19 protein-coding genes and 1 pseudogene are annotated in these 22,380 nt (G+C 62.3%); 7 read left to right on the top strand and 13 right to left on the bottom strand.

Translation table 11 applies throughout. From position 1 onward, the window contains the following. Positions 1 to 394, top strand: a pseudogene (locus EN943_RS13215) (hypothetical protein); the annotation flags it as partial. On the opposite strand, the gene gltX reads toward EN943_RS13215, so the two are convergent. The 6 genes from gltX to EN943_RS13245 form a co-directional block, all read right to left on the bottom strand. Next, on the bottom strand, positions 312 to 1,685 hold the full coding sequence (gene gltX / locus EN943_RS13220; protein ID WP_127412926.1) for a glutamate--tRNA ligase: 1,374 nt from the start codon (positions 1,683 to 1,685) through the stop codon (positions 312 to 314). The pseudogene EN943_RS13215 and the gene gltX overlap by 83 nt on opposite strands. Positions 1,686 to 1,870: 185 nt before the next feature. After that, on the bottom strand, positions 1,871 to 3,076 hold the full coding sequence (locus EN943_RS13225) for a hypothetical protein (protein ID WP_245475841.1): 1,206 nt from the start codon (positions 3,074 to 3,076) through the stop codon (positions 1,871 to 1,873). A gap of 228 nt (positions 3,077 to 3,304) precedes the next feature. Further along, positions 3,305 to 5,110, bottom strand: a complete 1,806-nt coding sequence (locus EN943_RS13230) for an ABC transporter ATP-binding protein (RefSeq protein WP_127412927.1) — start codon at positions 5,108 to 5,110, stop codon at positions 3,305 to 3,307. A gap of 390 nt (positions 5,111 to 5,500) precedes the next feature. Next, positions 5,501 to 5,911: a GNAT family N-acetyltransferase gene (locus EN943_RS13235; protein WP_127412928.1), complete on the bottom strand. Its 411-nt coding sequence runs from the start codon at positions 5,909 to 5,911 to the stop codon at positions 5,501 to 5,503. 35 nt (positions 5,912 to 5,946) lie between these two features. Next, the gene (locus EN943_RS13240; RefSeq protein ID WP_127412929.1) at positions 5,947 to 7,653 is read right to left on the bottom strand and encodes an NAD+ synthase; all 1,707 of its coding nucleotides are present in this window, start codon (positions 7,651 to 7,653) and stop codon (positions 5,947 to 5,949) included. A 151-nt stretch (positions 7,654 to 7,804) separates the two neighbouring features. Continuing rightward, positions 7,805 to 8,521: a DNA-3-methyladenine glycosylase I gene (locus EN943_RS13245; protein WP_127412930.1), complete on the bottom strand. Its 717-nt coding sequence runs from the start codon at positions 8,519 to 8,521 to the stop codon at positions 7,805 to 7,807. Positions 8,522 to 8,614: 93 nt separating this feature from the next. Here EN943_RS13245 and EN943_RS13250 point away from each other — a divergent pair, with 93 nt between their 5' ends. Together EN943_RS13250 and EN943_RS13255 are read left to right on the top strand one after the other, a co-directional pair. Then, the gene (locus EN943_RS13250; RefSeq protein ID WP_127412931.1) at positions 8,615 to 9,178 is read left to right on the top strand and encodes a DUF1003 domain-containing protein; all 564 of its coding nucleotides are present in this window, start codon (positions 8,615 to 8,617) and stop codon (positions 9,176 to 9,178) included. Next, a complete protein-coding gene (locus tag EN943_RS13255; RefSeq protein WP_127412932.1) occupies positions 9,175 to 9,762 on the top strand; it encodes a DedA family protein in 588 nt (195 codons plus the stop codon). Before EN943_RS13250 ends, EN943_RS13255 begins: the two co-directional genes overlap by 4 nt. A 3-nt stretch (positions 9,763 to 9,765) precedes the next feature. On the opposite strand, the gene EN943_RS13260 is transcribed toward EN943_RS13255, so the two are convergent. The 3 genes from EN943_RS13260 to EN943_RS13270 form a co-directional block, all read right to left on the bottom strand. Next, positions 9,766 to 10,353 (bottom strand): hemerythrin domain-containing protein, encoded by a 588-nt coding sequence (locus tag EN943_RS13260; protein ID WP_127412933.1) that lies wholly within the window; start codon positions 10,351 to 10,353, stop codon positions 9,766 to 9,768. A 40-nt stretch (positions 10,354 to 10,393) separates the two neighbouring features. After that, a complete protein-coding gene (locus EN943_RS13265) occupies positions 10,394 to 10,753 on the bottom strand; it encodes a diacylglycerol kinase (RefSeq protein ID WP_023810560.1) in 360 nt (119 codons plus the stop codon). Between the two features lie 81 nt (positions 10,754 to 10,834). After that, positions 10,835 to 11,251 (bottom strand): GFA family protein, encoded by a 417-nt coding sequence (locus tag EN943_RS13270; protein WP_127412934.1) that lies wholly within the window; start codon positions 11,249 to 11,251, stop codon positions 10,835 to 10,837. Between the two features lie 406 nt (positions 11,252 to 11,657). On the opposite strand from EN943_RS13270, the gene EN943_RS13275 reads away from it, so the two are divergent. The 3 genes from EN943_RS13275 (at position 11,658) to EN943_RS13285 (ending at position 13,929) form a co-directional block, all read left to right on the top strand. Continuing rightward, entirely contained in the window at positions 11,658 to 12,728 is a 1,071-nt protein-coding gene (locus EN943_RS13275; protein ID WP_127412935.1) for a GGDEF domain-containing protein, read from the top strand. Positions 12,729 to 12,827: 99 nt separating this feature from the next. Continuing rightward, positions 12,828 to 13,202 (top strand): MbcA/ParS/Xre antitoxin family protein, encoded by a 375-nt coding sequence (locus EN943_RS13280; RefSeq protein ID WP_127412936.1) that lies wholly within the window; start codon positions 12,828 to 12,830, stop codon positions 13,200 to 13,202. After that, positions 13,162 to 13,929, top strand: a complete 768-nt coding sequence (locus tag EN943_RS13285) for an RES family NAD+ phosphorylase (protein ID WP_127412937.1) — start codon at positions 13,162 to 13,164, stop codon at positions 13,927 to 13,929. The genes EN943_RS13280 and EN943_RS13285 overlap by 41 nt, the downstream gene beginning before the upstream one ends. Positions 13,930 to 13,997: 68 nt before the next feature. Here the strand turns inward: EN943_RS13285 and EN943_RS13290 are convergent, their stop codons facing one another. From EN943_RS13290 to EN943_RS13300, 3 genes are all read right to left on the bottom strand, one after another. Beyond that, positions 13,998 to 15,371, bottom strand: a complete 1,374-nt coding sequence (locus tag EN943_RS13290; RefSeq protein WP_027036780.1) for a 3-deoxy-7-phosphoheptulonate synthase class II — start codon at positions 15,369 to 15,371, stop codon at positions 13,998 to 14,000. Positions 15,372 to 15,505: 134 nt separating this feature from the next. Then, on the bottom strand, positions 15,506 to 19,003 hold the full coding sequence (gene mfd / locus EN943_RS13295; protein WP_127412938.1) for a transcription-repair coupling factor: 3,498 nt from the start codon (positions 19,001 to 19,003) through the stop codon (positions 15,506 to 15,508). An 86-nt stretch (positions 19,004 to 19,089) separates the two neighbouring features. Beyond that, positions 19,090 to 19,377, bottom strand: a complete 288-nt coding sequence (locus EN943_RS13300) for a succinate dehydrogenase assembly factor 2 (protein WP_127383020.1) — start codon at positions 19,375 to 19,377, stop codon at positions 19,090 to 19,092. A gap of 92 nt (positions 19,378 to 19,469) precedes the next feature. Between EN943_RS13300 and recG the strand changes: the two genes are divergently transcribed. Next, the gene (recG, locus tag EN943_RS13305; protein ID WP_127412939.1) at positions 19,470 to 21,578 is read left to right on the top strand and encodes an ATP-dependent DNA helicase RecG; all 2,109 of its coding nucleotides are present in this window, start codon (positions 19,470 to 19,472) and stop codon (positions 21,576 to 21,578) included. Here recG and EN943_RS13310 read toward each other — a convergent pair. Beyond that, positions 21,530 to 22,285, bottom strand: coding sequence for a DUF502 domain-containing protein (locus EN943_RS13310; protein WP_127412940.1), 756 nt, complete (start codon positions 22,283 to 22,285; stop codon positions 21,530 to 21,532). The genes recG and EN943_RS13310 overlap by 49 nt on opposite strands. Between the last annotated feature and the right edge of the window lie 95 nt (positions 22,286 to 22,380).

The following is a 22,380-nucleotide window of genomic DNA, read 5'->3' on the forward strand; positions in this document are numbered from 1 at the left end:
GCCCTAAAGCGAATTGTCGACCGCCTATCTCTACAAGCAGCCCGACATGTCGCGGCCGCCGGCCTGCGGCTGCAACGCCGCTGCGCAGGGTTTCCAGATCATTGCCGGCAACCCGCCGAATCCGCAGCAATCGCAGCCCGAGACAGACGCGTCACCATTCATTCCAGTCCCGGTTGCAAAACCTGATCCGGGCGCCGATTCCGAAACGCTGGCCAATCTGGAAGGTGGGCTCGACCGCGAGGCGATCAAGCGGCTTTCCGCCAAGCCGGTGACGTCGCCCGTATCCGCGCTGCCGCCGGAACAGCGCAAGGTCAGGGTCGTCGGGCCAACGTTCCTTCCCGACCCATCAGCGGCAATAGATCTGCAAGCTCCGGCCCCGAAGGCAGTCCGGTAAGGGCTGTCCTGAGCGGCATGAACAACGCCTTGCCCTTGCGGCCGGTCGCTTCCCTGATCTTGCCCGTCCAGTCCTTCCAGATCGTCGCGGTCCAGGGTTCCTCCGGCAACAGGTCGAACGCCTGTCGAAGAAAGTCGCGGTCCTCATCGGAAAATTCCGGCGTCTCCTGAGGCCCTTCGCGCAGGATGCGCCACCAATTGACCGCATCGGCCAGCCTGTCGAGATTGCCGCGCACCGCCAGCCAGAACGGTTCGGCCTGCTCGCCAGAGACGCCGAGCACGATCAGACGATCTTGTGCCTCGGTGAACGGCATGTGGTGCAGCAGCGACCGGTTGAGCACGAACAGCTCGTCGGGATCGAACTTGGCCGCGGATTTCGATGTCGCCGCCGGATCGAAGCGTTCGGCGAGTTCGCCCATCGTCGGCATTGCTGCGACATTCTCCGAAGTGCCTACCAGAACGGCCAATGATGCGACGGCCATCGGCTCGATGCCGTCCTCGCGCAGGCTCTCGATGGAGAGCGCGCCGGTGCGCTTCGACAAGCCCTCGCCCGATGCGGTGGTCAGGAGATTATGGTGGCCGAACACTGGCGGCTCGGCAGCCAGCGCCTGGAACAGGACGATCTGCACGCCGGTGTTGGTGACATGGTCGTCGCCGCGGATGACATGGCTGACGCCCATCTCGATGTCGTCGACCACGGAAGGCAGCGTATAGAGATAGGTGCCGTCCTCGCGCACCAGAACCGGGTCGGAAAGCGAAGCGAGGTCGACGGTTTCCTCACCGCGCACCAGGTCGTTCCAATGGATTTCGGTGCGTTCGGGCTGTTGCGGATCGTCTGAGAAATTGGGGAGGAGAAAACGCCAGTGCGGCCGGCGGCCATCGGCCTGGTACTCGTCGATCTGCTCTTGCGCCAGCGTCAGCGCCTCGCGGCCATAGACCGGCGGCAGGCCGCGCGTGCGGCGCACCTTGCGCCTGAGATCGAGTTCCTCCGGCGTTTCATAGCAGGCATAGAGAACGCCTGCCGTCTTCAGCCTCTCGACCGCGGCGTCATAGACTTCGAAGCGCCGCGACTGGTACTCGGTGGCGTCGGGAAAAATGCCCAGCCAATGCAGGTCGTAGAGGATGGCGTCGGAAAACTCCTGCTTCGAGCGCGCAATGTCGGTGTCGTCGAAGCGCTGGATGAAGCGACCCTTGTTGTTCATGGCGAACAGCCAGTTGAACAGAGCCGTGCGCGCATTGCCGATATGGATGCGGCCGGACGGCGAAGGGGCGAAACGAACGGTAACTGTCATGAGCGGGGCGTACCGGATGCTTTTACGATTGACAAGACGCGCCCCCGCGCTGTCCGGCAGACATAGAACATGGCGGCTGGAATGAAAAGACCGGGCGTTGGACGCCTCAGGAGGCGCCCAGTCAGCAGGCGGCCTTTGTAACCGAGCGCTGCCAGCCGCTGGGGCCGACGACCGGCTGAAGGCGATCAGCGGCCGAAATCATCGGAACTGAGGCGGGTCCAGCGGTCGCCCATCAATCCACCGATAAAGATGTCGCCGGAACGGACCGCTTCCGTGACCTCGGCGATCCGCGAGCGGACCATGGTTCCCCCGGCATAGCGGAAGAAGACATTCTTGTAGCCAAAGAGTTGAGATATGAATCTCGTCTGCGTCTGTCCGGTGATGCCCACGCAGCCCATCTCCCATGCGGCGGCGACAAGCGCATCCAGCGTCGCACCCCAGTGCGATCCGAATGCCTGGATTTGCAACAGGCTCGCCATGTCGCCGGCTTGACCATAGAAGGCATAACAACCGAGCATTTTGCCCGTTTCGTCGTAGGTCCCACCGAAATGAAGGGGGCCGTCGGCCCGCTTCTCAGCCGCCAGCGCAAGCAGCCGTGGCAGCTCCCCATCCTTCCAACTCGGCCGAAGAGCGTAACCAGACAGGAGGGTCGGCAGCTTCTCGGCAAATTGCACGGCATTGATCGGCTCACGGTGGGTGCGATGCGACGATGAATGCTGGACGGGGGGCTCGAACCTTCTTTTCGCAAGAGCATCGAATGCTCGCGCAAAGGGGTCGAATACAAGGTGAGGCAGGCCGGGCCATTTGCGGTGCAGTGCGGCGGCGGCCATTCCCGCCGGCCGGAAAACATATGTCCATCCCAGACAATGCACCGGCAGGAGTTGATACTTCATCGGACGCGCGAAGGCCAAGGATGTCCGGTTGGCTGAATCGGTCAGCTGCAGATCGAATTCGCCTAGATGCAAAGCCCGCAGCAATTGCGGTCCGGCCGAGCCGTCATCGGTGCCGGGGTCGGCCATGAGCGGCCCGATGATCGCCGCACTCAATGGCGCTCCATTGAGCTCGTAGCGGGCTTTCAGAACGCCGAGGAATCCACCCAGACGACCCTGCCGATTGATCTGGACAAGAGCGTTGCTTTCACCGGACTGGCTGGCAGGGTCGAGATAAATCTCTCTCATATACGCGGCCGTCTCTGCGATCGCTCGATCGACGAGGTGACGGCGCCGCCGGCGAAACTTCGTCAGGAAGAGTGTGGCGACGCGCTCGAGATCTTCGGCAGCGAGCGGCCGAACCGAGCCATGCTGAGATTCCAGCACTGACGGCGCAGCCAACTTATCCTCGGCATTCGCAGAAAGATGCATCGTGAAGAACGTCCGTAGGTTGCCTTCCATCGGATATATATCAACCAATGGTAGAAACAACGTATCTCAGTCAGTATGATGAACAGAGGTCCCAAGACTTCCTATCCGGAACAGGACTTCACAGGCAAATTTGGTCGGCCAGCATTACGGCGCTGACGGGCATGTCGGCTGCCGCCCCTGCGATGGCATGCCCTGCTCCGCTGGACTGACAGTGCCGGACAGAGGCGGCCTCCGGCCTAAGCTGAAGGCCGCCTCAGATCAGCTGACAAGTCCCTTGGTCAGTTCCAGCGCCTGGCGTTCGAACAAGCGACGGTAGATGCCGCCTTTTAGCCGGATCAGTTCGTCATGCGAGCCTTCCTCGACGATGTTGCCGCGATCGAAGACCAGCAGCCTGTCGAGCGCCCGCACCGTCGAAAGCCGGTGCGCGATGACCAGCGTGGTGCGGCCGACCATCAGCCGCTCCATCGCCTGCTGGATCAGCACCTCCGATTCCGAATCGAGGCTCGATGTCGCCTCGTCGAGGATCAGGATGCGCGCATCGGCAAGGAAGGCGCGCGCGATCGCCACGCGCTGACGTTCGCCGCCCGACAGTTTCACGCCGCGCTCGCCGACCAGCGTGCCGTAGCTCTTCGGCAGGTTGGTGATGAAGTCATGCGCACTCGCCAGTTTCGCGGCATGCTCGATCTCCTCCTGCGTCGCACTCGGCCTGGCATAGGCGATGTTTTCGGCCAGCGACCGGTGGAACAGGATCGGCTCCTGCTGAACGATGGCGATCTGCCCACGCAGCGAGGCTTGCGCCACCTGCGAGATGTCCTGGCCGTCGACCAGGATTTTCCCCGCATTCACATCATAGAGCCGCTGGATAAGCTTGACGAAGGTCGTCTTGCCCGACCCCGAATGGCCGACCAGCCCGACGCGCTCACCTGGCGCGATATCGACCGAAAAGTCGCGATAAAGCGCCGATCGGTGATGGCCATAGTGAAAGGTGACGTTGTCAAAGCTGATCCGTCCTTCGGTGATCCTGATCGGCTTGGCATCTGGCCGGTCCTCGATGCCGAGCGGTTCGGACTGGAAATCGACCAGCTCTTCCATATCGTTGATGGAGCGCTGCAGATTGCGGATATGCGTGCCGATATCCCTGAGATAGCCCTGCAGCACGAAGAGCGAGGTCAGCACGAAGGCAACGTCGCCGGCGCTCGCTTGCCCCCACGACCACAGCATCAGCGCCAGGCCGATCACCGCGGCGCGCATGACCAGCAGCAGCACCCCTTGCGTGGTACCGTTGATGGTGCCGCGCACCCAGGTGCGCCGTGTACGCGCACGCCATTTGGCGACGACCTTGGCCAGGCGGCGTTCTTCGCGCTCCTCGGCGCCAAAGCCCTTGACGACGGCGTTGCAGCTGACCGCGTCGGCCAGCGAGCCGCCGAGGCGGGTATCCCAGGTGTTGGCGAGCCTCGCCGCCGGCGCGACATAGCCAAGTGACAGCAGTGCCGTCACCGTGATGAACAGCACCGAACCGGCAGCAACGACCGCACCCATCAAAGGCCAGAACCAGCCGAGCAGCAACGTCGAGCCGACCAGCATGACGATCGACGGCAGCAACGCGATGAGGATGGTGTCGTTGAGCAGGTCGAGCGCCCACATGCCGCGCGTCACCTTGCGCACGGTCGAGCCGGCAAAGCTGTTGGCATGCCAGTCGGTGGAAAAGCGCTGGACGCGATGGAAAGCATCGGCGGCGATGTCGGCCATCATCTTCAACGTCAGCTCGACGATCCCCATGAACGCCAGGTTGCGCAACACAACCCCGGCCAGCGCCAGCGCCATCAGCATAGAGAACGCCATCAGCGCGGCATTCCAGGCAATCGCGTCGGCGCCGGCGCTGCTGGCGACGGCGTCGACCAGCCGGCCGGAATAGAGCGGCGTCAGCACATCGGCCAACGTCGACAGCAGGAAGCTGCCCATGATGAGCGAAAGCCGCCACGGCTGGCGCCGCCAATGGGTAAACGTGAAGCCAAGAACGCTGCGAAAGGCGCTCGCGCGCAAATCGATCTTAAAACGAGCCATGATGTCATTCGGGCACAAACGAGCCCGATCCCAATAGGTCGAAAATTGAAGAAGCCGCGCAAGGGGCCAATGAGTGCCCGGAAAGCGGAGTGGCATATTTGGCGTCTCGCCCATGATCGGGCGGCGACCGGCATCGGCATAAGCCTGTGCTCGATCCGGCATCAGCACGAAGGGCAAACCTTCGCGGAGCGCCGGATGAGACCTAGGCTTCGCGGCCTCGCATTACCATGTGAAATACTGCCATTCGGACCTCCCGCAAGACAATTGCGGAGGGGTCCTTATAGAGACGCTCCGATAAATCGCCAAGACGGGGTAACGCCAAAAGCGTATCTGGTCCAACCACTGCGATTATTTTGCAACAATGGCGTCAAGTCATCGCCGCATGCCGCTTCATCCGGGATCGCGATCGAACCGCATGTAGCGGCCATCGGTCGATGGCTTGAACCCGAGCTTTTCATACATGCCATGGGCATCGCTGGTCGACAGGCTCCAATGGAAAACGGTCCTGACCTCCGGATGGTCGATCAGGGCCTGGACGAGCCGGCTGCCTATGCCCTGCCCGCGGTTCTCCGGCCAGATGATGATATCGGCGAGATAGGCGAACACCGTGCGATCGGTGATCGCGCGGCCGAAGCCGACTTGCTTGCCATCGACATAGGCGCCGACGCACAGTGAATTGGCAAAGGCGCGGCGATGGACTTCGTCAGTGCGTCCGGCGCCCCAATAGCTTGCCATCAACAGGTCCGATGTCGCACGGAAATCGATCCGTGACATATCGAAGCTGATTTCACAATCGGGCATGGCTGTCCCCGGCCGCGCGGCCGCGCTTTCGGTACTTAGCTGCGATCCCTGAAACGATTGGTGATGGGATAGCGGCGGTCGCGGCCAAAATTCTTTTTGGTGATCTTCACGCCCGGCGCCGCCTGCCGCCGCTTGTATTCGGCGATGTAGAGCAGATGCTCGATGCGCGTCACCGTGGCCCGGTCATGGCCGCGCGCAACGATGTCGTCGACGCCCATCTCGTTTTCGACCAGGCATTCGAGGATATCGTCCAGCACCGGATAGGGCGGCAGCGAATCCTGGTCGGTCTGGTTCTCGCGCAATTCCGCCGACGGCGCCTTGTCGATGATGTTCTTCGGGATCACCTCGCCCGAGGGCCCCAGCGCGCCCGGCGGCACGTGGCTGTTGCGCCAGCGCGACAGCGCGTAGACCTGCATCTTGTAGAGGTCCTTGATCGGATTGAAGCCGCCATTCATGTCGCCATAGAGCGTGGCGTAGCCGACCGACATCTCGCTCTTGTTGCCGGTGGTGACGACCATCGAGCCGAACTTGTTGGAGATCGCCATCAGGATGGTGCCGCGCGCGCGGCTCTGCAAATTCTCCTCGGTGATGCCTTCCTTGGTGCCTTCGAACATCTGCGTCAGCGCGTGCAGGAACCCCTCGACCGGCTCGAAGATCGGCACGATGTCGTAGCGGCAGCCGAGCGCCCGGGCGCAATCCTCGGCATCTTTCAGCGAGTCCTTCGAGGTGTAGCGGTAGGGCATCATCACCGCGCGCAGGCGTTCCTCGCCGAGCGCATCGACGGCCAGCGCCGCGCAGATCGCCGAATCGATGCCGCCGGACAGACCAAGCACCACATTCTTGAAGCCGTTCTTGTTGACGTAGTCGCGCAGGCCCAGCATGCAGGCGCGATAGTCGGCCTCCTCCCGGTCCGGGATTTTCGACATCGGCCCTTCGGAACAGACCCAGCCTTCGGAATTTCCATTTTGCGCGCCTGCGGCGTCGCGGGTCCGCTTCCATGTAGTGACGTCGACCGCTTCCTCGAACTGGCTCATCTGGAAGGCAAGCGTCTTGTCGGCGCCAATGGCAAACGAGGCGCCGTCGAAGATCAGCTCGTCCTGGCCGCCAAGCTGGTTGGCATAGATCATCGGCAGCCCGCATTCGATGACCTGGCGGATGACGACCTGATGGCGGACATCGATCTTGGCGCGGTAGTAGGGCGAACCATTTGGCACCAGCAGGATTTCCGCCCCGCTTTCGGCCAGCGATTCGCAGATATCGACATCGCCCCAGATGTCCTCGCAGATCGGAATTCCGATGCGCACGCCGCGGAAATTGACCGGCCCTTGTATCTCGGGCCCGGCCTGGAAAACGCGCTTCTCGTCGAACTCGCCGTAATTCGGCAGATCGAGCTTGTAGCGTTCGGCGATGATCTTGCCGCCGTCGGCGAAGATGATCGAATTGTGCGTGCCGCTCTTGCGCTTCAGCGGCGTGCCGATGATGACGCCGGGACCGCCATCCGCAGTGTCGGCGGCAAAGTCCTGTGCCGCCTTTTCGCAGGCTTTCAAAAAGGCCGGCTTCAGCACCAGATCCTCCGGCGGGTAGCCGGCGAGGAAAAGCTCGGTATAGAGCACGAGATCGGCGCCCTGACGTGCGGCATCCGCCCTCGCCTCGCGGGCCTTGGCGAGATTGCCAGCAATGTCGCCAACAGTCGGATTGAGCTGGGCGACGGCGATGCGCAGGATATCGAGCTTCTTGGTCATGCCTGCTGACTTAGCGCGGCAAATTTGCCCGGGCAATGGCGTTCGTTTGGACCAATTCGGAGCGAATGACGAATGTCATTCGTGTCCAGACCGATCGATTCGATCGTGTTTGAGCGATCGACGAATGCCGATCGTGGCGAGCGACCAGGTATCAATCGTCGCCCATATATTCTCGCAGCGCTTGCGGCGAATGGTTCTCGCCGATCGACATCGCCAGGATGCGTGAAATATGCCGGCGCGGCAGATGCGTCTCCGCTGCCCATTGATTGATTTGTCTCTGGATCTTGTCCAGATCCTTCTTCGAAGTCGGGCTTTCGGCGATGTCGAGGCCGGCGTCGCGCAACGCCGCGGCCATATCGCCCGAGATGACGAACGCATCCCAACCCAGCCAGCGCAGGAAATACTGGCCCGTATTGCCGCCCAGCCGGCTGCCATGCTTGCCGAGCCAGGCCATCAGCCCGACCTGGTCGTCAGCAGGCCAGTTGGCGAGGAATTGGCCGAAGCCGCCATATTCCTTCGACACGCGCTCGACGAGGGCAGCGTTGTCGCGCACGGATCTGATCTTCTGCGGGTTGCGTACGATGCGCTGGTCGGCCGTCAGATCGTGCCAGAAATCATCGGGCTGGAACAACAGCCGCTTCGGCTCGAAGCGCAGAAACGCCTCCTCGAAGCCAGGCCATTTCTGCTCGATGACGCGCCAGACGAAACCGGCGGCGAAGACGCGCTCGGCCATAACGGAGAGAATGCGGTCATCGGGGATGTCAGCCACGGCGGCATTGTCAGGCGCTGGGCCCAACAGGGACGTCAGTTCCTCCTCGCCACACTTGCGTTTTGCGGCACGTGCACGGATTTTTGCGAAATCGGGCATTCTGCTTCCATCCCTACGTCGTGCTTTTGACGAAGCGGCATCTTCCTATATGGAAACCAGGCTGCCAAGCCGATGCTTTGTATGGAGACATCCATGAACAAGACCGTGCCCGAACTGGCCAATCGTTGGTTGAGGCGAAATCCGGAGAATTTGAGCGAGCTTGAGAGGCGGGTGCTGCAGAGTACCGTCGACCGCAAGCCCATATCGCAGGACATCAACGACAGTCTTGCCAGCCTTCAGGGCGCGGGCGACCGTATCGCCGATGCCATTGCGCGCGTCGGCGGTTCGTGGACGTTCATCCTGTCCTTCATCGCCTTCCTGATCCTCTGGATCGGCGCCAATTGGTGGCTGCTGGGGCGAGATTCGTTTGACCCCTACCCTTTCATCTTCCTCAACCTCGTCCTCTCGATGATCGCCGCCTTGCAGGCGCCGGTGATCATGATGTCGCAGAACCGCCAGGCGGCGCGCGACCGCATCGACGCCGCTCACGACTACGAGGTCAACCTCAAGGCCGAGATCGAGATCATGGCGCTGCACGAAAAGCTGGACGAGTTGCGCCACAGCCAGATCATCGGCATGCGCGACGAGATCGCGCAGATAGCCGAACAGCTGAAGCGAATTGACGAACGGCTCAACCCCCAGACCCAACCCTCATGACGCAGGCCATCCATCATTTCATCGAACAATACGGGCTGCTCGCGGTCTTTCTCGGTTGCATCGCGGAGGGCGAAAGTGCCGCCATTCTTGGCGGTTTCTTTGCCCACCAGCAGGTCTTTGTGCTGTGGCACGCGGTCCTAGCGGCCGCGCTCGGCGCCTTCGTCGGCGATACTTTCTTCTTCATCCTCGGACGAAGCTTTGCCGACCATCCCTATGTCGTCAGATTGCGCAAGCGGCCCGGCTTTCGCCGCGCCTTTCGCCTGCTCAACACCCATCCCGACATTTTCGTGCTGTCCAACCGCTATATCTACGGCATGCGTCTCGTCGGCGGCATTGCAGCCGGGCTCTCCAATATCCCTGCGCCGCGCTTCGTCATCCTCAACGCCATCTCATCGGCGATCTGGGCGGTACTGTTCGGTACGATCGGTTATGTCTTTGGACTTGGCGCAGAGCACTTCATCGGCCAGGCGTTGATGCATCACGAACGGTTGCTGATCGGGCTTGGCATCGGCCTGACCGTGGCCGTTCTGGCATGGCTCGTCGCCCGTCACATCGCCAGGAAGGAACGCGCCAGGGAAAGCTGACGATCAATCCACGCCGAGCGCTTGATCACCCCGATCGAGGATCAGCGGGATGATCAGGTCTTCCTCGTCGGCAAGATGCCTTGTCAGCATGGCGATCAGCCGGCTGTTTTCGTCGGCATAGACGTCGGCGGCGAAGCGCTGTCTGTCTTCGCTCTCCTGAAGCGTCTTGATGAACGCATTGGCCGCCTCGGCATTGCGCTCCAGCCCTTCATGGATGGTGTGGTGGTCGGCATCGAGAATCTCGAAGCCGCGCTTCAAACGGGGCTCGGCCTTGGCGAAGACCGGGAAATATTGATAATCCTCGACATTGTGGTGACCGTCGAGGTGCCCAAGAAAATGATTGAGGCGCGGCGCGAACCAGCGCGCGAAATCAGGCGCCGTCAGCCGTCCCTCACGGTAGTCGCCAATACCGTCGGCCAGCATGCCGCCAAGTTCGCGGAACATGTCGTGCCGCTGCAGCCACATATTGGCGATGCCATGGATGTTGGCATGGTCCTGCCAGTTTTCACGCGGGTATTTTTCGACGAGCCAGCGCAGATCGTCTGGCAGGCCCACGCGTTCGAGAAACAGAAAATTGGCGGCCCCGGCCATGACAGTCTCCTTTGGTGACTGGCATATAGGCATCGAAAGGCTAGATCGGTAGTCCCGTGATCCGCTCGATGATGGCGATGCCCCAGACGCCGGCGACGATGAGTACCGAAATCAGCACCGCCAGCGAACCGCAATCCTTGGCCAGCTGGATGTCGACATTGAACTCGCGGCTGAAAGCGTCGCATGCCGCCTCGATGCCGGTGTTCAGCACCTCGACCATGATCAAGAGCAGCACCGCACCGATCAGCAAGGCATAACCGCGCCACGAGATCGAAACGAACCAGCCGAGCGGCAGTGCCAGCGCCAGCAGCATCAGCTCCTGCTGGAAAGCCTTCTCGCTGGTGGCCAGCTTGCGAAACGCCCGCACCGAATTGAAATAAGCATCGATCAGCCGCTGCATGCCAAACCCCTTTGCGAATCACCGGCACGGGATAATGCAATGGCTGGCCAGATCAATGGAATAAGGTGACTTGTCCAAGATTCATTCAGCAACCGGTATGGACGGTGTCGACTTTTCAAACTGCGGCAGCCCGTCGTCGATCGAATAATAGTCGCCCTTGTCACCGACGAAGATATGGCATTCCCCCTCAAGACCTGTCGGCCTGTCGAACGATCCCGCCATGACCGAAACGTAGTCCTGGTCTCGCGGCTTCCAGAACAACACCGAGCCGCATGCCTTGCAGAACCCACGCCTGGCGAAGGTGGAGGCTTCATACCAGGTGATACTTTCCTCGCCTTCGATCACGATGTCGGCGTTGGCGACATTGGTCGCGGCATAGAAATGGCCGCTCTGCTTGCGGCATTGCGAGCAATGGCAATAGACGACGCCACGCAGCGCTCCATTCGTTCTGAAGCGAACCGCTCCGCACAGGCACGACCCCTGGTGACCATCACTCACGTCGATCCTCCTTGAAGAAAAGTGCCTGGTATCGCCTTCAGGATTCCAGCTTTGCGGCGCACGCACGCAAGCAAATGCGACATGTACTGGCGTGGAGAATCCGAAATTCGGTTTCATTTTCAAGAGTGCGATGCGCGAATCGCGAATTCAAGCCGCCGCACCGGCGTTGTTTCCAACTGTTGGACGCGCGGATTAGAGCTTTTGCAGCCCGCAGACAGAGAAAACCCGCTGAACCTCTGTCAGTTAAGGAAACTTTAGCGACAGCGCATTTATGGTCAACTGCAAGCGAAGGCCGTAGGTGGGGACGCATCTTTCGCAAGTTGTTCCGAAGCGTCGGTCGCATTCCCCAGGGCTCGGCGACAAAGGGAATCCGCGAATTCCGCGGAACATCCGAGGGGAAGAACCAATGCAGCCGGCAGCTGTCCCGACCGAACGAAGCACCGACATCGCAGCCACTGTTGTCGCCACAATGCGCCAATTGGGCGTGCTCGGCCTGCCGCGCAATTACGAGATCTTCTATGAGGCCCTGAGCGGTACCAATCGCGAACTCAGCCTGGCCGTCGTTTCGCTGAGCAGCCGGCCGACACAGGATGAACTGGATCAGATCGGGCGCACTTTCTTTGCCCACAACCATGGTCCTGGCATCGTCGAGCATGCCCGAGACGTCATTGCCAGGGAGCTCGAGGAGGTTGCTTCGCTGCTGCGGAGCGAGCGCAGCCACATCGAGAAATACGGCAGGATTCTCGACGAGACATCGAGCGGCCTCAGCGGCCGCAGCCTTCTCTCCCAGGATCTTTTGCACAAGATCGCCAACGCCATGGCGACTGCCACCAATTCGACGATCGATCACGGCCGGCAGGTGGCCTCGACGCTCAGCGACAAGACGGCCGAACTCGAGAGCGTCAAATCGAAACTCGAGGAGTACAAGCGGCTGGCCGACACCGATCCCTTGACCCACATCTGGAATCGCCGCGCCTTCGACAAGGAAATCGCCAGGATCTACAACAGCAACAGGGGTATCCTGTTCAACGCCCTGGTCCTTGCCGACATCGACCGCTTCAAGGACATCAACGACCGCTACGGCCACCCGGTCGGCGACAAGATCATCCAGAGCATCGCCGACATCTTCCAGACCAGCATTCGCGGCGACATGTTCGTCGCCCGCACCGGCGGCGAGGAGTTCGCGCTGATCATCGAGGGCGCCAGCGAGGACGCCACCTATGACGTTGCGGAGCGTATTCGCGCCCTGATCGAGCAGACGCCGTTCACCAGCAGCCAGACCGGCACGAATTACGGCACCGTCACCGTCTCGATGGGTATCTGCATGGCATCCGAAGCCGAAGGACCCGAAGACCTCTACACCAAGGCCGACCGGGCGCTCTATCGCTCCAAGGTCAGCGGCCGCAACCGGGTCACCAAGCACTCGACGATGGCAGGCCGGGCCGGCAAGAGCTGGTTGCTCTACAAAAAGGACTGAGCTTCTCTGTCTATCGCTTCCGCGGATTGTTTTGCATCCGCCCCTTTCCATATGAATTTTCGTGGCCTATATTTTCCACAGAAATAGGAAAGCACCGCGATGCAACCTCAAACCGCTGCCAAGACAGCCGAAAACGCAGTCCTGACCAAGGCCACGCTGCGCGCGGCCGATCTGCTGGACATCACCGCCAGGATGCTGGCCTCGGTGATCGGTGTTTCGGAGGCCACGGTTTCGCGCATGCGCAGGGACGAATTCCTGCTCGAGCGCGGCACCAAGCCATTCGAGCTTGCCGTGTTGTTCGTCAGGCTGTTCCGCTCGCTCGACGCCATTGTCGGTGGCGACGCGGTCGTCGCCCGGGCATGGCTGAAGAACGCCAACACGGCGTTCGACGCCGCTCCGCTTGAAAAAATCCCCACCATCACCGGGCTCGTCGATGTTATTGCCTATCTGGACTCCCGACGCGCTCTCGTCTGAGACCGTCGGCATCGACGGCAAATACTGGCGCATGGTCGAAGCGCAGCACCATGTCTCGACGCTGAAAATCGTCGACACGCTCGACGAGCAGGCAATGCTGGAAGACCTGATCGAGGAAACCAAGCCGCAAATCCCGATTGAATGCCGCCATCTCCACTATCTCCTGGCGACGCCCTTCCGCTACGGCTCGGTCTATCCGCACGGTTCGCGCTTCCGCCGCGCCGGCAGGACCAAGGGCGTCTACTATGCGGCCGAGACCATGATGACCGCGGTTGCCGAAATGGCCTTCTACCGGCTGCTGTTCTTTGCCGAGTCGCCCGGAACACCATGGCCAGGCGACGCCGCCGAATACACGGCCTTTGCCGCGGCGATCAAATGCGCTGGAGCAATCGATCTCACCCGGCCGCCGCTCGATCGTGACGCCGCTGCATGGGCGCATCCGACCGACTATGCCGCTTGCCAAGCCATTGCCGATACTGCCCGCGAAGCCGGGCTGGAGGCGATCCGCTACCGCTCGGCACGTGACCCCAGGGGCGCCAACATTGCGCTGCTGACCTGCCGCGGCTTTGCCAAGGCCCAGCCGATGGAGCCGCAGACCTGGCGGATCCGCCTCGGCGCGTTCGGCGTGCAGGCGATCTGCGAATTTCCAGAAAAACGGATCGAATTTTCCAGAACCGCCTTTGCCGATCCCCGTCTAACCGACTTGCGCTGGAAACGCGGGCACTGAACCAACCAAAAGAAAAGCGCCGGATTTCTCCAGCGCTCTTTTCATCAACGTTCAGGCCGAAAACAAGCTTAGCCGTTGACCGCCTGCTTGTGCTGCACCGGGTGGCTCTTCTTCAACAGATCGGAGACCAGGAAGGCCAGTTCGATCGCCTGGTCGGCATTGAGGCGCGGGTCGCAATGGGTGTGGTAGCGGTCCTGCAACTCCTCGGCGGTGATGGCGCGCGCGCCACCGGTGCATTCGGTGACGTTCTTGCCGGTCATCTCGACATGGATGCCGCCCGGATGCGTGCCTTCGGCGCGGTGCACTTCGAAGAAGGTCTGAACCTCCTTCAGGATGCGGTCGAACGGCCGCGTCTTGTAACCGGCGGCCTCGATCGTGTTGCCGTGCATCGGGTCCGACGACCACACCACGGAGCGGCCTTCCTTCTGCACCGCGCGTACCAGCTTCGGCAGATGGTCGGCGACCTTGTCGGAACCGAAGCGGGCGATCAGCGTCAGCCGGCCGGGCTCGTTTTCGGGATTAAGCAGGTCGATCAGTTCTAGCAAGCCGTCCGGCGTCAGCGACGGGCCGCATTTCAGGCCGAGCGGGTTCTTGATGCCACGGCAATATTCGACATGTGCATGGTCGGGCTGGCGCGTACGGTCGCCGATCCAGATCATATGACCCGAGGTGGCGTACCAGTCGCCGGAGGTCGAATCGACGCGGGTCAAAGCCTCCTCGTAGCCGAGCAGCAGCGCCTCGTGGCTGGTGTAGAAATCGGTCTCGCGCAGCGCGTAGTTGGTTTCCGAAGTGATGCCGACGGCCTTCATGAAGTCCATCGTCTCGGTGATGCGGTTGGCGAGCGACTCGTATTTCTCGCCCTGCGGGCTGTCGGACACGAAGCCGAGCATCCAGCGGTGCACATTCTCCAGGCTGGCATAGCCGCCTTGCGCGAAAGCGCGCAGGAGGTTGAGCGTCGCCGCCGACTGGCGGTACGCCATCTCCTGGCGAGCGGGATCCGGGATGCGCGACTTGGGGTCGAATTCGATGCCGTTGATGATATCGCCGCGATAGCTGGGCAGCGTCACCTCGCCCTTGGTCTCGTTGTCGGACGAACGCGGCTTGGCAAACTGGCCCGCAACGCGACCTACTTTCACCACCGGCTGCGCGCCGGCGAAGGTGAGCACCACCGACATCTGCAGGAAGACGCGGAAGAAGTCGCGGATGTTGTCCGCGCCATGTTCGGCGAAGCTCTCGGCGCAATCGCCGCCTTGGAGCAGGAATGCGTCACCGGCAGCGACGGCCGCGAGCTGCTTCTTCAGCTTGCGCGCCTCACCGGCAAAAACCAGCGGCGGAAAGGTTGCGAGCTGGGCCTCCGTGTTCTTCAGCGCGGCAAGGTCCGGATAGGCAGGAACCTGCTTGATCGGCTTTGCTCTCCACGAATTCGGCGACCATTTCGTCATCGCTGCACCCAACGCTCTTTCCAGCGGCCTATACTCCGCCATTCCCGCCCCCATTTGGGGATCGCGGCTCCATACACGAAGCCGATTTCCTATTCTAGACCGGAATTCAAGCGCTGGCGAATGTGCCGGCTGCTCTAGGCAGCCTTCTCCACCAGCCGTGCCAGCTGCGTCATCACCACCGCGGAGCCCGCCAGCCGCTTCTCTGCGGTCGGCCAGTCACGCACGAACACCACACTGTGATCCGGCCGGATCTTGGCCAAGGAGCCCTGCTCGCCAATGAACCGGACCAGCCCGACCGGGTTGGAGAATTCGCGCTTGCGGAAATGGATGACGACGCCCTTCGGCCCGGCGTCGAGCTTCTCGACATTGGCCTTGCGGCAGAGCGCCTTGATGAAGACGATCTTGAGCAGATGCTTGACCTCTTCCGGCAGCGGGCCGAAGCGGTCGATCAGCTCGGCGCCGAAAGCATCGATTTCCTCGGTGTTTTCGAGATCGCCAAGCCTGCGGTAGAGCGCCAGCCGGAGCTGCAAATCCGGAACATAGCTTTCCGGGATCATCACCGCCGTGCCGACGGCAATCTGCGGCGACCAGCCGCCATCCTGCACTTCGCCGGAATCCTTCACCTCGGCGACGGCCTCTTCCAGCATCTGCTGGTAGAGTTCGAAACCGACCTCCTTGATGTGGCCGGACTGCTCTTCGCCGAGAAGATTGCCGGCGCCCCTTATATCGAGGTCGTGGCTGGCGAGCTGGAAGCCAGCGCCGAGCGTGTCGAGCGATTGCAGTACCTTCAGCCGGCGCTCGGCGGTGTCGGTCAGCTTGCGGTTGGCCGGCAGCGTGAACAGCGCATAGGCGCGCACCTTCGAGCGGCCAACGCGGCCGCGCAATTGGTAAAGCTGCGACAGGCCGAACATGTCGGCGCGGTGGATGATCAGCGTGTTGGCGGTGGGAATATCGAGCCCGGATTCGACAATGGTGGTCGACAACAGCACATCGTACTGGCCGTCGTAGAAGGCATTCATGATGTCGTCCAGTTCGCCCGGCGGCATCTGGCCATGAGCCACCGCGACCTTCAGTTCAGGCACGGATTCCTTCAGGAAATCATGTATTTCCGAGAGATCGCTGATGCGCGGTACCACATAGAAGGAATGGCCACCGCGATAGCGTTCACGCAGCAGGGTCTCGCGGATGACCAGCGGATCGAAGGGCGATATGAAGGTACGCACCGCCATGCGGTCGACCGGCGGCGTGGCGATCAGCGATAGTTCGCGCACGCCGGTCAACGCCAGTTGCAGCGTGCGCGGGATCGGCGTCGCCGAAAGCGTCAGCACATGGACGTCGGTCTTCAGGTCCTTCAGCCGCTCCTTGTGCTTGACACCAAAATGCTGCTCCTCGTCGATGATCAGCAGGCCAAGGTTCTTGAACGAGATCGCGGAACCGAGCAGCGCGTGCGTACCGATGACGATGTCGACCTGCCCTTCGGCGATGCCCTTCTTGGTTTCGGCCAGTTCCTTGGCGCCGACCAGCCGCGAGGCCTGGCCGACGCGGATCGGCAGGCCGGAAAACCGTTGCGAAAACGTCTTGAAATGCTGGCGCGACAACAATGTCGTCGGCACCACAACCGCCACCTGAAAGCCTTCCATCGCCGCGATGAAGGCAGCGCGCAGCGCCACTTCGGTCTTGCCGAAGCCGACATCACCGCAAATCAGCCGGTCCATCGGCTTGCCGGCGGCCAGATCGTCGCGCACCGAGTCGATCGCCGTCTGCTGGTCGTCGGTCTCCTCATAGGGGAAGCGGGCCGCGAACTCGCCATAGAGGCCTTCTGCCGGCACCAGTGGCGGTGCGGAGCGCATCTGCCGCTCGGCGGCGATGCGGATCAGCTGCCCGGCCATGTCGAGCAGGCGCTTTTTCAACCGCGCCTTGCGCGACTGCCAGGCGCCGCCACCAAGCTTGTCCAGCGTCGCCTCGGCCGTGTCAGAACCGTAGCGCGACAGGAGTTCGATGTTCTCGACCGGCAGGAACAGCCGGTCGTCGCCGGCATAGTGGATTTCCAGGCAGTCATGCGGTGCGCCGACCGCTTCGATGGTGCGCAGGCCTATGAAGCGGCCAATGCCGTGGTCGGCGTGGACGACAATGTCGCCGGCCGACAGCGCCGAGGCCTCGGCAATGAAATCCGAGGGACGCTTCTTGCGTTTCGAGCGCCGGATCAGCCGGTCGCCCAGAATGTCCTGTTCGGCGACGACGACCAGTTTTTCGGTCTCGAAGCCGGATTCAAGCGGCAGCACGGCCAGGGCCGCCTGCCCCGGCTCGAGCTTTTCGGCTTCCGCCAGCGTCGCGACCTGCTTGAGGTTGCCGAGATGGTGCTCGGCAAGGATCTGGCCAAGCCGGTCGAGCGAGCCTTCGGTCCAGCCGGCAATGACAATGCGGCGGCGCGCCGCACGCTCATCGGCGATGTGTTTGACGACGACATCGAACACGTTGGCGTTCGGATCGGCGCGCTCCTCGACGAAGCTGCGGCCGTGGCGCGAACCGGCGTGATAGACCTTCTTGGGGCCAACGTCGGGCGCGTCGAACGGCGTGAAGTCGATCGCTTCACGCGGTCCGAGCGAAGCAATCAGGTTGTCCGGCGAGAGATAGAGCAGGTCTGGCGGCACCGGCTTGTAGGGCACGGCGTCCTTCAAGGCGCCATCGGCCTGCTTCCTGCGCGCCTCGTAGTGGTCGAGGATCAGCGTGTGGCGCTCGGCCAGCGCCTCATGCGCCAGATGGTCGAAGATGACAGGCGTGTCAGGCAGATAGTCGAACACCGTCTCCAGCCGCTCATAGAAAAACGGCAGCCAGTGTTCCATGCCGGCAAACCGCCTGCCTTCGCTGACTGCTGCATAGAGCCCGTCATCGCGCTGTGGAGCGCCAAAGGCTTCGATATAGGAGCGGCGGAAACGGCTGATGGTTTCCGGCGTCAGCGCCACTTCGCTCATCGCCTGCAGCGCCATCGACTTGCGTTGCCCGGTGGTGCGCTGCGTGGCGGCGTCGAACACACGGATCGATTCCAGCGTGTCGCCGAAGAAGTCGAGCCTGAGCGCTTCGGTCCAGCCGGGGGCGAACAGGTCGAGAATGCCGCCGCGCACTGCGAACTCACCGATGCCGCGCACGGTCGGGACGCGCTCGAAACCGGACGTTTCCAGCCGCGAAACCAGTACGTTCATGTCGATCTGGTTGCCGGGCCTGGCGTGGAACGTCTGTGCCTCGACGAGATCCGCCGGCGGAATGCGCTGCAGCAGCGCATTGGCGGTGGTGAGGATGACGGCGCGGTGCGGCTTCTTCGCCAGCGCGATCATGGCGGTCAGCGCGTCGAGGCGCTTGGCGGCCGCATCGGAGCCGGGCGAGACGCGGTCGTAGGGCAAGCAATCCCAGGCCGGCAGTTCCAGCACCGGCAGGCCGGGGGCAGCGAAGGACAATGCCTCGATGATCGCCGGCAGGCGCTGACCGTCGCGCGCGACGAACAGAACCGGCTTGTCGGGCGCGATCTCGAGTGCCGCCTGCACCAGCGCAAAGGCTTCGTAGCCGTCGGCGACGCCGTCGACGATGAACTGGCCGGCGCGGCCTTTCGGCAGACCGATGGTGGGAATGAGGCTCATGAAATCACGGTCTTGTTTTATCGCAACTCCCAACGGAAAACCGCTTCGCACTTTTCCTGGAATTGCTTGTGTTCAGAATGTCGTTTTCAGAATGTCATGGAGTGGCGGAAAGCCAGGATCTTTTGCAGGACGGCGCAATCGATATCGGCCGGAACCGGGCGTTCGCCGGTGACCATGGGCAGGAATTCGGTATCGGGAATGTCGAGGAGCCTCTCATATTGGTCGATTTCCTCGGCCGTCAAGGCGCCGATCTCAGCGTCGGCGAAAGTGCCGAGGATCAGGTCCATCTCGCGCATGCCGCGATGCCAGGAGCGAAACAGAAGCTTGCGGCGGCGCACGTCCAGCCCCTCGCTTGATCTCGTCGTTCCGGTCATCGTGCCGCATCCTTGCTTGTTGCGGCGCATATAGCGTGGATAGAAGGGGCTGTCAGCCTTGCGCTGCCGCCGTCGCAACATAAGCTGACATCATGCGCCCGACCATCCTCGATCCCTTGTTTGTCCCGATCACGTCGCTTGCAGGCGTCGGACCGAAAGTCGGCGCGCTGATCGAGAAGGTTGTCCCGGCCGATCTCGGCGATCGCGCGGCGCGTGCCGGTGATCTTCTGTTCGTACTGCCGCACACCGTCATAGACCGGCGCAGCCGCCCGGGCATCGCAGGATCCGCGGAAGGCCAGATTGTGACGCTGGAGGTGCGCATCGACCGCCACCAGCCGCCGCCACGCGGCAACAGGTCGGTGCCCTACCGGGTCTTCGCCCATGACGATACCGGCGAGATCGCGCTGACCTTCTTCCATGCTCACGCTTCCTATCTCGAAAAGGCGATGCCCGAGGGCGAGCATGTCGTGGTCTCGGGCCGCATGGAATGGTTCAACGGCCGCCCGAGCATGGTCCACCCCGACCATATTGCGCTGGCCAGCGAGGCGGAAAACCTGCCGCTGGTCGAACCGGTCTATCCGCTCACCGCAGGGCTCTCGGGCAAGGTGCTGCGCCGGGCGATCGGCCAGGCGCTGGCGCGCGTGCCTGAACTTCCCGAATGGCAGGACGGCGCCTTCATGCGCCGCCACACCTTTGCGGCCTTTGGCAATGCGCTCGCCCGCATCCACAATCCCGCCGACCCGATTGACGTCTCCGTCGACGGTGCCGCCTGGCGGCGGCTAGCCTATGACGAGTTGCTGGCGGGCCAGGTCTCGCTGGCGTTGGTGCGGGCAAAGGTCCGCCGCCTGTCCGGGCGTCCCCTGGTCGGCGACGGCCGCATCGTCGAAAAACTGCGGGCCGCACTGCCCTATTCGCTGACATCAAGCCAGGAGTTTGCGCTGGCCGAAATCAATGCCGACCTCGCCGACCCAGAGCGCATGCTGCGGCTTCTGCAGGGCGATGTCGGTTCCGGCAAGACCGTCGTTGCGCTGCTGGCCATGGCGCGTGCCGTCGAGGCCGGTGGCCAGGCTGCCTTGATGGCACCGACCGAAATCCTGGCGCGTCAGCATCTGGCGACCATCACGCCGCTTGCCGCCAAGGTCGGGCTGCGCATCGCCATCCTCACCGGCCGCGAGAAGGGCCGTGAACGCGCGGATACGCTGGCCGGCCTGGCAAGCGGTGAGATCGACATCGTCGTCGGCACCCATGCGCTGTTCCAGGAGACCGTCACCTTCCACGACCTGGTCTTTGCCGTGATCGACGAGCAGCACCGTTTCGGCGTCCATCAGCGGCTTGCCATCACCGCCAAAGGCGATGCACCAGACATGCTGGTGATGACGGCCACTCCTATCCCGCGCACGTTGGTGCTGACCGCCTTCGGTGACATGGACGTGTCGAAACTGACGGAAAAACCGGCCGGCCGGCAGCCGATCCGTACCGTTACGCTGCCGCTCGAGCGGTTCGACGAACTGGTCGACCGCATGGTGGACGCCGTCGCCGGCGGCCAGAAGATCTACTGGATCTGTCCGCTGGTCGAGGAATCGGAAGAAATCAAGCTGATGTCGGCCGAAGACCGCTTCGCCTCGCTGAAACCATTGTTCGGCGATCGCATCGGTCTCGTTCACGGCCGCATGAAGGGTGCCGAGAAGGACGAGGCGATGCGCGCCTTCAAGCAAGGCGAGACACGCATCCTGATCGCCACCACCGTCATCGAGGTCGGCGTTGACGTGCCGGACGCCACCGTCATGGTCATCGAACATGCAGAGCGCTTTGGCCTAGCCCAGTTGCACCAACTGCGCGGCCGGGTCGGGCGTGGCGACAAACCCTCCTCCTGCGTGCTGCTCTACAAGGATCCGCTCGGCGAGACCGCGAAACGTCGGCTGTCGGTGATGCGCGAGACCGAGGATGGGTTCCTGATCGCCGAAGAGGATCTGAAGCTGCGCGGCGAAGGCGAATTGCTGGGCACGCGCCAGTCCGGCACGCCGGGTTTCCAGGTGGCGCGCATCGAGGCGCATGCCGACCTTCTGGAGGCCGCCCGCGACGATGCCAGACTTATCCTGTCACGCGATCCGGAGCTGCAATCGCAGCGTGGTGAGGCGTTGCGCCTGCTGCTTTACTTGTTCGGCCGCGACGAAGCCGTGCGGCTCCTGCGCGCCGGCTGAGCCAGGGCGGCAACCGACGGGTTGGCCAGCACTCCCTCGATCGGCTCGCCGTTCACGACAACCATCTGCTTGACCTCGGGCGCCACCAGCCCGGCTGAGACGATCAGCTTGGCACCGTCCTCGATCGTCATGTCGAGCAGCACGATATCCGACTTCGGCACGTACATCAGAAAGCCAGTGGTCGGGTTCGGCGTGCACGGCATGAATACGGCGATCAGCGGATCGCCTTCCTGGTCGAGCTTCTGGTTGATCTCGGTTTCCTTCTCGCTCGCGACGAAAACCAGCGACCACACGCCCTTGCGCGGATATTCGACCAGCCCGACCTGGCGGAACATATCGCCCTTGTTGGACAGCACGGTCTCGAAAATCTGTTTCAGCGAGCCGTAGATGCCGCGCACCAGCGGCATGCGGCCAAGCAGGCGCTCGCCGAAATTGACGATGGCGCGGCCGACGATGTTTGCCGTCAGGAAGCCAATCAGCGTGATCAGGATGAGCGCCACGATCAGTCCGAACCCCGGCACCGGAAACGACAGGTAGGTGTCAGGGCTGTAGCGGGCCGGAATATAAGGCTTCACCCAGGAATCGACCCAGCCGATGAACGACCAGGCAATGTAGGCGGTAATCGCCAACGGCGCGCAGACGATGAAGCCCGTGAGGAAATAGTTCCTCAGTCGGGTCATGCCGGAGGTCTTGGGAGCGTCGGACATGGTTCACCGGAGGCCGCTATTGCGACGCAACATTAGTGAACTGGACGGGGCTTTGGAACTGCGAAGTTTTTAAAGAGCCGATTATGCCGCCACTT

This window comes from Mesorhizobium sp. M7A.F.Ca.US.006.01.1.1 (assembly GCF_003997935.1).
In the GTDB taxonomy this organism is placed as follows: Bacteria; Pseudomonadota; Alphaproteobacteria; order Rhizobiales; family Rhizobiaceae; genus Mesorhizobium.

What these genes read in the sequence shown, in the direction of transcription:
- gltX (WP_127412926.1), bottom strand. Translation starts at nt 1,685, where the DNA reads ATGACAGTTACCGTTCGTTTCGCCCCTTCGCCGTCCGGCCGCATCCAT.
- EN943_RS13225 (WP_245475841.1), bottom strand. Translation starts at nt 3,076, where the DNA reads ATGGAAGGCAACCTACGGACGTTCTTCACGATGCATCTTTCTGCGAAT.
- EN943_RS13230 (WP_127412927.1), bottom strand. Translation starts at nt 5,110, where the DNA reads ATGGCTCGTTTTAAGATCGATTTGCGCGCGAGCGCCTTTCGCAGCGTT.
- EN943_RS13235 (WP_127412928.1), bottom strand. Translation starts at nt 5,911, where the DNA reads ATGCCCGATTGTGAAATCAGCTTCGATATGTCACGGATCGATTTCCGT.
- EN943_RS13240 (WP_127412929.1), bottom strand. Translation starts at nt 7,653, where the DNA reads ATGACCAAGAAGCTCGATATCCTGCGCATCGCCGTCGCCCAGCTCAAT.
- EN943_RS13245 (WP_127412930.1), bottom strand. Translation starts at nt 8,521, where the DNA reads ATGCCCGATTTCGCAAAAATCCGTGCACGTGCCGCAAAACGCAAGTGT.
- EN943_RS13250 (WP_127412931.1), top strand. Translation starts at nt 8,615, where the DNA reads ATGAACAAGACCGTGCCCGAACTGGCCAATCGTTGGTTGAGGCGAAAT.
- EN943_RS13255 (WP_127412932.1), top strand. Translation starts at nt 9,175, where the DNA reads ATGACGCAGGCCATCCATCATTTCATCGAACAATACGGGCTGCTCGCG.
- EN943_RS13260 (WP_127412933.1), bottom strand. Translation starts at nt 10,353, where the DNA reads ATGGCCGGGGCCGCCAATTTTCTGTTTCTCGAACGCGTGGGCCTGCCA.
- EN943_RS13265 (WP_023810560.1), bottom strand. Translation starts at nt 10,753, where the DNA reads ATGCAGCGGCTGATCGATGCTTATTTCAATTCGGTGCGGGCGTTTCGC.
- EN943_RS13275 (WP_127412935.1), top strand. Translation starts at nt 11,658, where the DNA reads ATGCAGCCGGCAGCTGTCCCGACCGAACGAAGCACCGACATCGCAGCC.
- EN943_RS13280 (WP_127412936.1), top strand. Translation starts at nt 12,828, where the DNA reads ATGCAACCTCAAACCGCTGCCAAGACAGCCGAAAACGCAGTCCTGACC.
- EN943_RS13285 (WP_127412937.1), top strand. Translation starts at nt 13,162, where the DNA reads ATGTTATTGCCTATCTGGACTCCCGACGCGCTCTCGTCTGAGACCGTC.
- EN943_RS13290 (WP_027036780.1), bottom strand. Translation starts at nt 15,371, where the DNA reads ATGACGAAATGGTCGCCGAATTCGTGGAGAGCAAAGCCGATCAAGCAG.
- mfd (WP_127412938.1), bottom strand. Translation starts at nt 19,003, where the DNA reads ATGAGCCTCATTCCCACCATCGGTCTGCCGAAAGGCCGCGCCGGCCAG.
- EN943_RS13300 (WP_127383020.1), bottom strand. Translation starts at nt 19,377, where the DNA reads ATGACCGGAACGACGAGATCAAGCGAGGGGCTGGACGTGCGCCGCCGC.
- recG (WP_127412939.1), top strand. Translation starts at nt 19,470, where the DNA reads ATGCGCCCGACCATCCTCGATCCCTTGTTTGTCCCGATCACGTCGCTT.
- EN943_RS13310 (WP_127412940.1), bottom strand. Translation starts at nt 22,285, where the DNA reads ATGTCCGACGCTCCCAAGACCTCCGGCATGACCCGACTGAGGAACTAT.